The following is a 12,304-nucleotide window of genomic DNA, read 5'->3' as shown; positions in this document are numbered from 1 at the left end:
CATGTTAGGCGCCGCCCAAGAACGAGGTTTTTAGTATGAGTAATACAATCGACACAATTAAAGAGCAAATTAGCAGCAACGACATCCTGTTGTACATGAAAGGAAACCCTCGTGCACCTCAGTGTGGTTTTTCATCTCAAGCGGTTCAAGCTTTGATGTCTTGTGGTGAACGTTTTGCTTTCGTGAACATTTTGGACAATCCAGACATCCGCGCCGAGCTTCCAAAGTTTGCTAACTGGCCAACATTTCCTCAGCTTTGGGTGAAGGGCGAGCTTGTTGGTGGTTGTGACATTATTGTAGAAATGGCGGGTAACGGCGAGTTACAAGCGTTGATTAATTCTGCAGTTGGTACGTCAGAAGAATAAGTTATTGGGTCGTCGTTGTGATTGACGACATCATTTCATGAAATATTGGCTTGTTTAATATTCATTAATAAAAGGAGACGTTAAAAATGTCTATTTTAGTAGGTAAAAAAGCACCTGATTTTACAGTTCCAGCGGTATTGGCAGATGGCCAAATTGTGGATTCTTTCAGCTTGTCTGAAACTATCAAAGGTAAATACGCAATCGTATTTTTCTATCCTTTGGATTTCACTTTTGTCTGTCCTTCTGAAATTATCGCTATGTCTCATCGCATGGATAAATTCCGTGAAATGGGCGTTGAAGTGATTGGCGTTTCTATCGATTCTCATTTTACGCACAATGCGTGGCGTAATACGCCAGTAGATCAAGGCGGTATCGGCGCAGTTGAATACACGCTAGCAGCGGATATGGATCACGCGATTGCGAAAGCATACGGTATTGAATCTGAAGGTGGTGACTCTTACTACCCAGCTGGCGTAGCAATGCGTGCATCTTTTGTTATTGACCAAAAAGGTATCGTTCGTTCACAAGTGGTAAACGATGAGCCAATTGGTCGTAACATGGATGAATTGGTTCGTGTTGTTGATGCGCTTCAGTTCTTCGAAGAAAATGGTCAAGTTTGTCCAGCAGGCTGGAACAAAGGCGATAAAGGCATGAATACTTCACCTGAAGGTGTTGCTTCTTACCTTGCTGAAAACTCTAAAACTCTATAAGACGTACTTTTACAATAAGTAAGTGTTGTCCATATAGTTGATAAAAGCGCCCATTACGGAAGTGATGGGCGCTTTTTTATGGCGCTGATTTTGCTGAATGTTGAGTTTTTATTGCTCATAAAGCTCAAGGGGCAAATTGTCAGGGTCAGAAAAAAAGGTGAATCGTTTCCCCGTTAATTCATCGAGTCGAATTTCTTCTGTGGCAACGCCTTCTCGATTTAAGTGGCGAACGCAAGCGTCTAAGTCTGGCACCGCGAACGCTAAATGTCGTAGCCCTTGAGCCTCTGGACGAGAGGGTCTTTCGGGTGGAGAAGGGAAGGAAAAAAGTTCAATCTGTTGACTTTCGTTGATGGCCAGATCCAATTTATAAGACTGACGCGCTTCTCGATGGGTTTCTGCAATGATTTTAAAGCCTAGTATTTCATGATAGAAATGTTTTGAAATAGCGTAATCGGAACAAATGATAGCGATATGGTGTACATGAGAAACGGTAAACATAATTCTACTTCTTATTGTTTGGTTTGTGCCTTTAATTCGTTTGCCACATCGATGACCTGTCTTCTAAACCAAATATGGCTCGCATCGTGATGCAGTAATGGGCTCCAGATCATCTTTAGTTCAATTTTTGGGATGTCGAATGGCGGATCAAGAATGACTAAATCAGGGTTTTTCTTATTGATCATGGCGACTTTTTTCGGCAGTGTGGCGATAAGGTCTTGCTCCAATGCCAGATGCATGGCGGTGTGGTAGCTTCTCGTAAATACGCGAATACTGCGTTTGTGGTCAAGCGCTTGCAGTGCTTCATCGACCCAACCCAGTTTTTGGACATCGGTTGGGTCCATGCCAACGCCAACGCCAAAGCCTGTTTTACTAACCCAAATGTGCTGTGCTTGAAGATAGGCATCAATATCAAAATGGTCTTTTATTGGGTTTTTTGAACTCATCATGCAGACAAAAGTGTCGAACCACACGCTCTTCTGATGGAACGATTGTGGTAACTCTTCGAAGCGATTGATGGCCATGTCTATTTTGCCCGCTTCAACATCATGAAACGTCACATCGCTGGGCGTCATAATGTCGAGTGTGATTCCAGGTGCGTGTTCGCGTAAGCGGTTGAGTAATCGAGGAATAACCGTAGACGTTGCATAGTCGCTGGCCATGATTCGAAAGACACGCGTACTGGTACTCTCATTAAAGTCCGCTTCTGGTTGTAGGGCTTCTTCTAATTCGAGCAACACTTTGCGAACAATCGGTTGAAGTCGAAGGGCTTTTTCTGTGGGTTTCATGCCTTCACTGGTTCGCACCAAAAGAGGGTCACTTAACAAATCACGTAGCCGTTTTAAGCCATTACTCATGGCGGGTTGAGTGATATTAAGTTTGCTGGCAGAGCGTGTGACGTTGCATTCTCTTAGCAAAACATCGAGATAAATAAGAAGATTAAGGTCTATTTTATTAATATTCATAATTTAAATATCCGCTAAAACTGGGACGGCACAGCATAAGTCGATAAAGCGTTGGGCGTTTTGTGTCAGTGCCGTGTTCTTAGGCGTGACGATTAATAGGTTTCGGTTCAATTCCAGTGGCGTTTTATACAGGCGAATTAACCCAGCATTGAGCTCTTGGGAGATCGCCATTCTAGATAAACACCCAAGCCCCATTTGATGGATGACGGCTTGCTTTACCGCTTCCATGTGAGCAAGTGAAAGTACCACGTTAAGTTGTGGTATTTTAGCCGCGGTGGCTTGTTCAAGTATGTTACGCGTTCCTGAGCCAGATTCGCGCATCACCCAGCTGGCTTGCTTTAAATCTTCCCAAGACAAATCCTCAGCACGGTTTTCTTCTGTAGATCCAAAGACGACCAATTCGTCTTTTAGCCATACTTGTGTCATGAGTTCTGCGTGTTGGCAGTAGCCTTCGATAAAGCCTACTTCGGCTTTCCCTGTCAGCAATTGTTGAATCACACTTTGAGTATTTCCGATGTCCAAATTAAAACGAATGTTTGGATGTTGTTGCTTGAACAGCGACATTTGCTTGGGCAATAAGTAGTTCCCGACGCTCACGCTGGCGGCTAGATGAAGAGAGCCGCTCAATTCATCTTCATTCCCCATGCTCTCTATTTGCTCTATTTGGCTGAGTACTGCGCGAGCTTGAGGCAAAAGGTGTCTGGCCTGAGGTGTGATTTGTAAGCGTTTGCCGTGGCGGCGAAAAAGAGGGCGACCTAATAGGGCCTCGAGCTCTCTCAGTGCTTGGCTTGCTGCTGGCTGGCTAATAGAGACCATTTCAGCGGCAGCCGTCACAGATCCTGTATGCACAACGGCTTCGAATATTTGTAATTGTCTTAGTGTGATTCTCATTTGGCTATTGTAGCCTCGTTTCTGTTTTGAAGAGTAGCGCTAATGTCTTCTGTCGTGACAAATGCGTTTGGCGGTAAATAAAAGCACTTAATCGATTGTGTATTTTGTCTTTATGGTATGAAATATGCTTATTTTTTTACAGAAAGATTTAGAATGATTTTGGCTTGCGTCTTTGCTTCCACAAGAAGCGGCGTGTCGATCTTGTTATTAACCAAAAGTTGATACAGCTCTTGTAAGGATTTGATATGAAACTCACCCATCGTTGGCTCTCTATTGTTGAGGGTTGTCTGCTTGTCGCATTAGGATTACACATTTTAAACTCGGCTGAACTGCTTATCAGTGGCACAGCTGGTGTTGGTATGATTCTTTTCAGAATTACGGATTTATCCTTCGGTCAATTGTTCTTTTTACTGAATCTTCCTTTTTATATTTTGGCTTGGTACACACTTGGACTGGCTTTTACTGTCCGGACATTTGTGAGTGTGAGTTTGCTGTCTGCGTTGTCTGAATTAATGCGTGAATACGTGTATTTATCGATTCATCCCGTTTTATCTGCCGCCTTGGGTGGCTTGTTGGTTGGCTTTGGACTCATTATTTTGTTTCGTCATAATGCGTCTCTGGGCGGGCTGAATATTCTGTCTGTGTATTTGGAACGGCGTTTTGGCATACACGCGAGCAAAACCACGTTAGTGGCCGATGTTGCCGTATTGCTTGCGGCCATGATCTTTCTTGATCTCAGTCAACTGGGTTATTCGTTGCTGGCGTTTTTGCTTTTAAGCTCGGTGGTTGGTCGTTACCATCGTCCGCCTATATGGGCGCAAATACCAATGACAGAAAGTAAGAGTTAACACTCTAATCTGATTGGCTTTTTATACCTAAGTTACTTTTTATATACATAACTCATATAGATCTTCTATAAGGAACGGGGTTAGTATTTGTGTCTATTGCATATTAATTGTTCAATGACAGTGTTTTCATAACTCTATTTGGGTAGTTTTGAAACCATAGGGAAGGCATAACTAGGTATGAAACAATCACCAACAGTGTTAATAGTCGACGATGTACCAGAAAACTTGCGGGTCTTACAGGATGTGATCGCAGCGTTAGATTGTCAGATCGCTGTTGCTAATTCGGGGGAGCGTGCCTTAGCGTTATTAGAGCGGACACGACCCTGCCTGATCTTATTGGATGTGATGATGGCCGGAATAGATGGTTTTGAAACCTGTCGCCGTATTCGTTTACACCCACAATTCAAAGAAGTTCCTGTCATTTTTGTCACCGCATTAGCCGACGATATTTCTCGGGGCTTCGACGTTGGCGGCAACGATTATATTGCTAAGCCAATCCGCATCGAAGAAGTGCGATCCAGAGTTCAGCACCAATTAGAAAAATTTCAGTTGGTGAATGAATTAAGAGAACTGACGGTCTCATTAGAAGAAAAAGTAAGGGAGCGTACTGCTGATTTAAACCTCGTCAATCGGAACCTTCGTAAAGAAGTGAACGAAAGACGGTATATGCAAGATAGGTTGAAGTATCTCGCTCAGCATGATTTTGTTACACAGCTTTATAATCGTGACGCGTTAGACGAGCACGTATCCCACGTCATTTCGGATATTCAATCGGGAATGACCAAGCACATTCCCTTTTTTGTTTTACTCGATGTGAACGAATTTCGTCTGATCAATGATTCATGCGGTTGCATTGCAGGCGATGAGCTATTGCATCAGTTGGCGGCCTTAATCAATGAATTTATCGACCCGCAGCGGGATTTTTGTGCTCGATTAAGTGGCGATAAATTTGCCATCATGGTGAGTAAAGGTGGCGTTGAATCGGTTGAGTCACTCTTTCGCTTGTTTGAAAGAGGCATTAAAGACTTTTCATTTGTTTGGGATGAGCGCCAGTTCCGATTGAGCGTGACGCAAGTGGCTATTCCGATCACTCTGGATATGGTGTCGTTTGAACAAGTGGTCATGTTAGCGGATGAGGTGTGTTATTCCAGCAAGCAATCTGGTCAGCACTCTAGAATTATCAAGAACGCCAAAGACCTTTCTTATGAAGAGCGTCGTGGTAACTTGAACTGGGGACTACGCATCATTGATGGCCTTGAAAAAGACTTATTCGAAGTGCATTTTCAGCAAGTTTGCTCCTTGATCAGTGATGAACCACGGAAAAAAATAGAGATTTTGGTGCGATTAAAAGATGAAGAAACCGGTGGGCTGATATACCCCAATGACTTCATCCGAGCAGCAGAACGATTCGGCATTATCTCCAAAATAGATCGTTGGGTTATTAACAATACGATGAAGCAATTGGCGGAACGAGAAAGTCTGTGGGAACGTGTCGACCAAGTGGCGATTAACGTGTCTGCGTTATCGGTGCGACAGGCGGGCTTTGCCGAATACATTGTGGATAGGTTGGCGCATTACCATTTGGATGGCGGTAAATTTTGCTTTGAAATTACAGAAACGGAAGCGCTCAATAACTTCTCCGATGCCCGTAAATTCATGGGAGTTTTGCATGAAAGTGGGTGCAGTATCGCGTTAGATGATTTTGGTACGGGCTTTTCGTCGTTTGCTTATTTAATGGATTTGCCATTTGACCTCATCAAAATTGACGGTATTTTTATCAAAGACATGCACGTCAACGACATTCATTACGGTATGGTCGACTCCATTGTAAAACTGGCCAAAATGCTTAATAAACCGGTGGTGGCTGAATTTGTCGAAAACCAAGAAATTGTACAAAAACTGAAGCTGCTTGGTGTTGAGTGGGGCCAAGGTTACCACTTTCATAAACCAGAAAAATTGTAATTGGTTCGTTTTTAGAGGCCTGAAATATGGATATTGAATTGCCTACTATTTTAAAAGTGCTCGCGGCATTGTTTTGCTTTACCGTGTTGTTTTTGGTCGTTTTTCAGCTGGCTTTTCTGGTCCGGTTTAAACTTCTACAGCGTCGTTATTCTCGTGCTATTTTGGCGACCAATGCAGGTGTTTGGGAATGGTTTCCTGTCAGTAATCGGCTTTATACCTCCTCAGAATTTTTCATGCAGCTTGGCTTTGATGAAAGAAAGACCCCTAAGCATTTACATCAATGGTTGGCTTTTTTATCCCCTGAAGACCAAATTGCTTTTAAACAATGGAAAGTGGCATTGTTGGAGCAAAAAATCGGTGCGCTGCCCAGTGCGATTCGATTAAAAATACAAAATCCGAATGGCGAGGTTTTTTGGATAGAAATGCGTGGCAGTGTGACGCGCATCGACAGTCGAAATCGCGTGCGCAGTGTGGCGGGTATTTTTGAAGACATTGGTCCTTTGGTTGCGACCGAAGAAGCGTTAATTGCCGCTCGAGAAGAGGCACAACGACGCGAACTGACCTTGTTGTCCTTGCTTAATAATATTCCTGACGTTGTTTGGTATAAAGATGAGCAAGGTCGCTATTTGGATTGTAACCAAGCGTTTTTAGATTTTAATTCACTTTCGGCCGAAGGTATTAAAGGAAAAAACGACCAAGACTTAAATTTGGATGGGAAAGGGGAGTACTACCAAAATAGAGACAATGCGGCTTTAGAAACGGGTACGACCTTGCATGAACAAAGCTGGGGTTTTCCTAAAGATGGAAGGTCGCCACGTTTATTCGAGGTTTATCGTGTTCCTGTCATTGAACCTTCTATTCACTTTCGTGGCACCTTGGGCATCGCTCGAGACATCACGGAACGTCATCGTCTAATCAATCAGCTTAAGCAGTTTAAGAGTTTTGCGGATAACTCGGCTCAAGGGTTTGCAATGACAACGCTTGATGGCGATATCACGTATTTTAATGAAAAAATACGAGTGTTACTTGGTGTTGACAGTGAGATAGATGAGATGCCGTCAGGCACGTTTAACTTCCTAGAGTTCTATCCAGAATCCAGTCAAAAGTTCTTACAAAAAACGGTGATACCCTACCTTAAAGAACATGATGTGTGGGAAGGGGAATTGCAGGCAAAGAGCCTAGATGGGCGCGTCTTTTCTACCTACGAAATGTATTTTGTATTGCGTGATGAAAATGGCAAAGCGACGTCATTTGGTGACATCATGAGTGACATTACTGAACAAAAAAGTGTCTCAATGCAATTGGAACAGGCAAAAGAAGAAGCGGAGCAAGCCAATCAGGCTAAAAGTCATTTCTTAGCCAATATGAGTCATGAAATCCGCACCCCTTTGAATGCCATCATTGGTTATGCACAGTTAATTGGCGAAGATAATCAACTGACTGGTGTGTCTCGATCGCGCTTTTTAGCCATCGCCAGTGCAGGAAATCGTTTACTTGGCTTGATCAATGACATTTTAGACATAGCGCGCATTGAATCCGGTCGATTGGTGCTTCATGAACAAAAAGTCGATCTCTGTAAAGAGGTAAGTCAAATTGGCAAACTGCTTAAAGGTCAAGCGTTGGAAAAAGGGTTAAGTTTAACTGTAGAGTGCGATTTTGCCGAGCAAACACTCGTATGGATAGATCCGGTTAAGTTCCAGCAGATCATCACCAATTTGTTGGGTAATGCGGTTAAGTTCACCAGCGAAGGCAATGTGAAAATCATTGCTCGTATCGTAGCGGGTCGTATTCATGTCTGCATAGAAGACAGTGGGCCAGGTATTGAAACTGAATTGATAGAGCATTTGTTTACACCTTTTGTGCAAGGAAAGGCAGGAGAAGCATCTGGCGGAACTGGACTGGGTTTGGCGTTGTCGATGACGTTAGTGAAATTAATGGAAGGGACATTATCGGTTAAAAGTAGCCAAGGTGTCGGCACACAAATTATCGTCGACTTGCCGCTGTTGAAAGTCGCGGAAAGCGACAGAGAAAACGTTGGCGAGCAAGAAACACTGCTTAATATGAGACTCAACCACCCCATCACAGTGTTGGTGGCAGAAGACGACGAATGGTCACGCGATATTCTAGTGTCATTGTTGGAGAAGGCCGGTTGTCAGGTCGCAGAGGCGTCAGATGGCGAGCAAGCCATACAGTCTTTTCAGAAAAATCCGCCAGATATCGTGATGACAGACATTCGAATGCCCAACAAAACAGGCACCGATGTACTGAAAGTCATTCAGCAAGACAGCCATAACCCACAAATCCCTGTGGTAGCCGTGACCGCGTCTTCTTTAGAGCATGAGATGCAGGCGTTGCTTGATGTTGGTTTTTGCCAGGTCATTGCCAAACCTTATCGAGCCGAAGACATATACAAGGCCTTGGTTGCACATTTAGACGTACAATTTGTGCCCGTGCCTGAGTCACTACTTCCTCTTAATAGCATCGACGAAATGGCGGAAGATGAAGAGGCCGAAGAACCATTCATACCGTTAACATTGGAAGACTGGCAGCCGTTGTTATCAGCCGCACAAAACGGCGATATGCAGCAAACTGAAGACGCACTTTTGGTGTTAAAACCCATGTTGCCAGCAACCTATAAAAAGGCTATTCAAGCGGCAGTCGAGCAGTTTGATCTCGGTTTGGTTGAAGAATTGGTCGTGCAATATCAACCGTCCGAATAAAACACCTCGTGTCATTATGTTGCATGGGTTTTATTCAATATGACCTGAAGGCTTTGCGTTTGACAGAAACAGAGTGCAAAGATAAGGTCATACAAGACAAAACACAGCAAAAACACCTACAATAAAGGGCTTGTGCTTTTCCTTTTGAGACAGCACGTTTCAGACAACGCCTTTTCGATTTTATTCAACCGCCACAGGTACCCCAATGACCCGTTTAGCCCATAGCAATTTTCCTTTTACCGCGGTCGCTGGGCAAGAATCATTAAAATTGGCTTTAATTCTTTGTGCGATTAACCCGCGAATCGGCGGCGTATTAATCAGCGGACCACGTGGCTCAGCGAAATCCACATTAGCGCGCGGCTTGTCTGGCGTGATGCCTGCATTAGATGACGCTGAACAGGTTCCCTTTGCGACGTTACCGCTTGGCACCAGTGAAGACCGTTTGCTCGGTGCTTTAGACTTAGAGCAAGTATTACAAGACAAAAATGTCGCCTTCAAACCGGGTTTGCTCAGTCGAGCGCATGGCGGTGTGCTTTATGTAGACGAGGTGAATTTGCTCGCAGATCATCTTGTCGATCAACTGCTTGATGTGGCGGCCAGCGGCGTGAATCGAATTGAGCGTGACGGTATAAGCCACGAACACGAATCTCGTTTTTTGCTGGTGGGTACCATGAACCCAGACGAAGGGGAATTGCGCCCACAGTTGCAAGATCGTTTTGGTTTAATGGTCGAACTTGGCAATCAATACAGTCTTGAAGAGCGCGTTCAAATTGTACGACTGCGTGACGAATTCGACCAAGATGCAAAATCCTTCTGCGATGCATTCAAATACAAACAACGTAATTTAAAAAACAGCATTCGCTTGGCTCGAAAAGCCTTGGGCAATATCAGTTGTTCCGATGCATTGCGCATGGACGTTGCAACACGTTGCCAAGCCGCCATGGTGGATGGGGTTCGTGCCGACATTGTTTGGGTTCGTGCCGCGATGGCGCATGCGGCTTGGCGCGGCGCCAAAGTCGTCGAAAAAGAAGACATTCAAACCGTTGAAGACTTAGTGTTAGCGCATCGTCGACACGCGAAAACACCGCCTCAACCTGCTAGCCCTCCTTCACGTCGACCTGAATCCTCACCGTCTCAATCGCCGTCCTTGTCGCAACAGCCTCGTTCAGATTCGAGCGATGCGCAAAACGCGCCGCCAGAGGAAAAGGGGCAAGGTGATTGGGGGAGCATGACGCCGCAAAAACTGGCGACGAGCTCGCCCATTAAAGTAGTGCTCAACGAAGATCCGCAAGCCAGCTCAGCCATGAATAGATTGAGCGAGGTGGCGCCGGGAAAGCATAAAGGCAAGCAGCAGGGCGGTTATCGTCCTGATGCCGCGCAAACGGCCAATGGCATTGATTGGTTTCGTAGCATTGTCAGCCAGCCGCAAGAATGGCCGCCAAAGCAGCTGACTCACAAAGCGGATAAAACCGGACAAGCGGTGTTGCATTTGGTGCTGCTGGATACCTCGGCGTCAACATTAAGCCAAGGTGTGTTTGCAAGGGCCAAAGGGATAATTTTAGACATTGCCAATCGTGCGTATTTAGCCCGTGAACAGATCGCGATTTTAGGCTTTGGCCAAGACAGTGTGTCGTCCATTTTACCAAGAGTCCGAGCGCCAAAAGAAATTTCAGTGGTATTAGATAACCTCGGCGCAGGTGGCGGTACGCCGTTTCGCATCGCCATCGAAAACGCCAGTCAGTATTTGGCGCAGCAACATCACGTAAACGCGGACTTGTACAGCCAAACCTACATATTGACTGACGGTCGCACCCAAGCCGATGTGTCAGACCTTGCATTGCAAGGCAACACGGTATTAATTGACACTGAAAATGCGCCGATCAAGCGTGGCCGAGGCCAAGACATTGCCCAGCATTTGGGGGCGCAATACATTTTATTGAACTCTCTTATAGAGAACTTTTAGACACTTTTTAGAGACTGTTTTATGACTGCTTCTGTTGTTCATTGCCCTGCGTTGTTTTTGACGGCGCCAGCGTCAAATCAGGGTAAAACCACCATTACGGCTGCGTTGGCGCGTTATTTCACCAACCAAGGGAAAGTGGTTCGAGTGTTTAAAACCGGCCCCGATTATCTCGATCCGCAAATTCTCGCGCAAGCGTCTAAGCAACCGGTCGAACAGCTCGACATCTGGATGGCCGGAGACGATTACTGCCAAGATAAATTGTTCCAAGCGGCGCAAGTAGCGGATTTAATACTAGTTGAAGGCGCAATGGGCATGTTTGATGGCGACCCATCCAGCGCCGATCTTGCGGCTCGCTTTGGTATTCCCATGGCAATTGTCATGGATGTAAAAGGCATGGCGCAAACCGCTGCCGCGTTAGCGACAGGTTTGGCGAATTTTCGTGACGATGTGCAAGTCGCGGGACTTATTGCTAACCGTTGTGGAAGCGAACGTCATGCGGAATTGATCCGCGATGCATTGCCAGAAAATCTGCCGTTATTGGCAACATTAAAGCGCGACGAAGCGATTACTTTGCCAGAACGGCATTTAGGGTTAGTGCAAGCGGACGAAGTGAAAGACGAGTTAGAAATTCGTTTTGAAGCGGCGGTCGAATGGTTAAAAGAAACCCAAGACACGGGCTTATTAGAACTACCAAAAGCCGTTGTCTTTTATTCTATTAATAAGAAAGTCTCTGTGAATAAGCAGACCGATGCAGAACAAACCATTGAACAACGCTTAGCGGGCAAAACCATTGCCGTTGCAAAAGACGCGGCGTTCAGTTTTATTTACGATGCGAATCTTATCGCGCTGCAAAGCATGGGCGCAAAAATCGTGTTTTTCTCGCCATTAAAAGATCAAATCTTACCTGAAGCCGATGCACTCTGGCTGCCAGGTGGTTACCCAGAATTGCACGCCAAAGCCTTGTCGGATAACACCGCCATGCGCCAAGCCATTCTTGCGTTTTATCAAACGGGCAAAGGCATTTTGGCCGAATGTGGCGGCATGCTGTACAGCTTGAACGATTTAACTGATTTGAACGATGACTGTTACCCGATGCTCGGCATCCTAGAAGGACAAGGCGCGATGCGCGGTAAACGGGGTTGCCAAGGCATGCAAACGGCGGTGATTCCTCAAGGTGATATTCGTGGGCACGCACATCATCGGTCTCGTAGCGCCAACACACCAGAACCTGTCGGTTATGGTCGACGTCAACGACACCCAGCACCAGGCGAAGCCATTTATCAACAAAAAGGCTTAACCGCCAGTTACTTGCATTTGTTTTTTCCTTCTAATCTCGATGCGACCGCTAAGCTTTTTTTAGCGGATCAACAGGGCTAGCGCAT

At 45.3% G+C, this 12,304-nt stretch carries 10 protein-coding genes; 7 read left to right on the top strand and 3 right to left on the bottom strand.

Translation table 11 applies throughout. The features are described from left to right. Positions 1–35 precede the first annotated feature (35 nt). Both grxD and D104_RS35055 read left to right on the top strand, forming a co-directional pair. Positions 36–365 (top strand): Grx4 family monothiol glutaredoxin, encoded by a 330-nt coding sequence (gene grxD / locus D104_RS35060; RefSeq protein ID WP_024025354.1) that lies wholly within the window; start codon positions 36–38, stop codon positions 363–365. A gap of 86 nt (positions 366–451) precedes the next feature. Continuing rightward, positions 452–1,075 (top strand): peroxiredoxin, encoded by a 624-nt coding sequence (locus tag D104_RS35055; RefSeq protein ID WP_024025353.1) that lies wholly within the window; start codon positions 452–454, stop codon positions 1,073–1,075. Positions 1,076–1,183: 108 nt separating this feature from the next. Here D104_RS35055 and gloA2 read toward each other — a convergent pair whose 3' ends face one another. The 3 genes from gloA2 to D104_RS35040 are packed head-to-tail and all read right to left on the bottom strand — an operon-like array spanning position 1,184 to position 3,429. Then, positions 1,184–1,573 carry an SMU1112c/YaeR family gloxylase I-like metalloprotein gene (gene gloA2, locus D104_RS35050; RefSeq protein ID WP_024025352.1) on the bottom strand — a complete coding sequence of 130 codons (390 nt, stop codon included), beginning with the start codon at positions 1,571–1,573 and terminating at the stop codon, positions 1,184–1,186. A gap of 11 nt (positions 1,574–1,584) precedes the next feature. Then, positions 1,585–2,538, bottom strand: a complete 954-nt coding sequence (locus D104_RS35045) for a LysR family transcriptional regulator (RefSeq protein ID WP_024025351.1) — start codon at positions 2,536–2,538, stop codon at positions 1,585–1,587. 3 nt (positions 2,539–2,541) lie between these two features. Next, positions 2,542–3,429, bottom strand: a complete 888-nt coding sequence (locus tag D104_RS35040) for a LysR substrate-binding domain-containing protein (RefSeq protein WP_024025350.1) — start codon at positions 3,427–3,429, stop codon at positions 2,542–2,544. Between the two features lie 245 nt (positions 3,430–3,674). Between D104_RS35040 and D104_RS35035 the strand changes: the two genes are divergently transcribed. The 5 genes from D104_RS35035 (at position 3,675) to D104_RS35015 (ending at position 12,299) form a co-directional block, all read left to right on the top strand. Continuing rightward, positions 3,675–4,277 (top strand): YitT family protein, encoded by a 603-nt coding sequence (locus D104_RS35035; protein WP_024025348.1) that lies wholly within the window; start codon positions 3,675–3,677, stop codon positions 4,275–4,277. A 177-nt stretch (positions 4,278–4,454) separates the two neighbouring features. After that, entirely contained in the window at positions 4,455–6,239 is a 1,785-nt protein-coding gene (locus D104_RS35030; RefSeq protein WP_024025347.1) for an EAL domain-containing response regulator, read from the top strand. A gap of 26 nt (positions 6,240–6,265) precedes the next feature. Continuing rightward, positions 6,266–8,959 (top strand): PAS domain-containing hybrid sensor histidine kinase/response regulator, encoded by a 2,694-nt coding sequence (locus D104_RS35025; protein ID WP_024025346.1) that lies wholly within the window; start codon positions 6,266–6,268, stop codon positions 8,957–8,959. Positions 8,960–9,164: 205 nt separating this feature from the next. Further along, complete coding sequence (locus D104_RS35020; RefSeq protein WP_024025345.1) at positions 9,165–10,922, top strand: ATP-binding protein; 1,758 nt, start codon at positions 9,165–9,167, stop codon at positions 10,920–10,922. 21 nt (positions 10,923–10,943) lie between these two features. Further along, positions 10,944–12,299: a cobyrinate a,c-diamide synthase gene (locus tag D104_RS35015; protein ID WP_024025344.1), complete on the top strand. Its 1,356-nt coding sequence runs from the start codon at positions 10,944–10,946 to the stop codon at positions 12,297–12,299. The last annotated feature ends 5 nt before the right edge of the window (positions 12,300–12,304 follow it).

The organism is Marinomonas profundimaris, from assembly GCF_000508165.1.
Taxonomy (GTDB): Bacteria; Pseudomonadota; Gammaproteobacteria; order Pseudomonadales; family Marinomonadaceae; genus Marinomonas; species Marinomonas profundimaris.
Note: the sequence above shows the minus strand (reverse complement) of the source record. Positions and strands in the feature narration are given on the sequence as shown.

Excerpts from the sequence above, each read along its gene's own strand:
- grxD (WP_024025354.1), top strand. The coding sequence starts at position 36 with ATGAGTAATACAATCGACACAATTAAAGAGCAAATTAGCAGCAACGAC.
- D104_RS35055 (WP_024025353.1), top strand. The coding sequence starts at position 452 with ATGTCTATTTTAGTAGGTAAAAAAGCACCTGATTTTACAGTTCCAGCG.
- gloA2 (WP_024025352.1), bottom strand. The coding sequence starts at position 1,573 with ATGTTTACCGTTTCTCATGTACACCATATCGCTATCATTTGTTCCGAT.
- D104_RS35045 (WP_024025351.1), bottom strand. The coding sequence starts at position 2,538 with ATGAATATTAATAAAATAGACCTTAATCTTCTTATTTATCTCGATGTT.
- D104_RS35040 (WP_024025350.1), bottom strand. The coding sequence starts at position 3,429 with ATGAGAATCACACTAAGACAATTACAAATATTCGAAGCCGTTGTGCAT.
- D104_RS35035 (WP_024025348.1), top strand. The coding sequence starts at position 3,675 with ATGAAACTCACCCATCGTTGGCTCTCTATTGTTGAGGGTTGTCTGCTT.
- D104_RS35030 (WP_024025347.1), top strand. The coding sequence starts at position 4,455 with ATGAAACAATCACCAACAGTGTTAATAGTCGACGATGTACCAGAAAAC.
- D104_RS35025 (WP_024025346.1), top strand. The coding sequence starts at position 6,266 with ATGGATATTGAATTGCCTACTATTTTAAAAGTGCTCGCGGCATTGTTT.
- D104_RS35020 (WP_024025345.1), top strand. The coding sequence starts at position 9,165 with ATGACCCGTTTAGCCCATAGCAATTTTCCTTTTACCGCGGTCGCTGGG.
- D104_RS35015 (WP_024025344.1), top strand. The coding sequence starts at position 10,944 with ATGACTGCTTCTGTTGTTCATTGCCCTGCGTTGTTTTTGACGGCGCCA.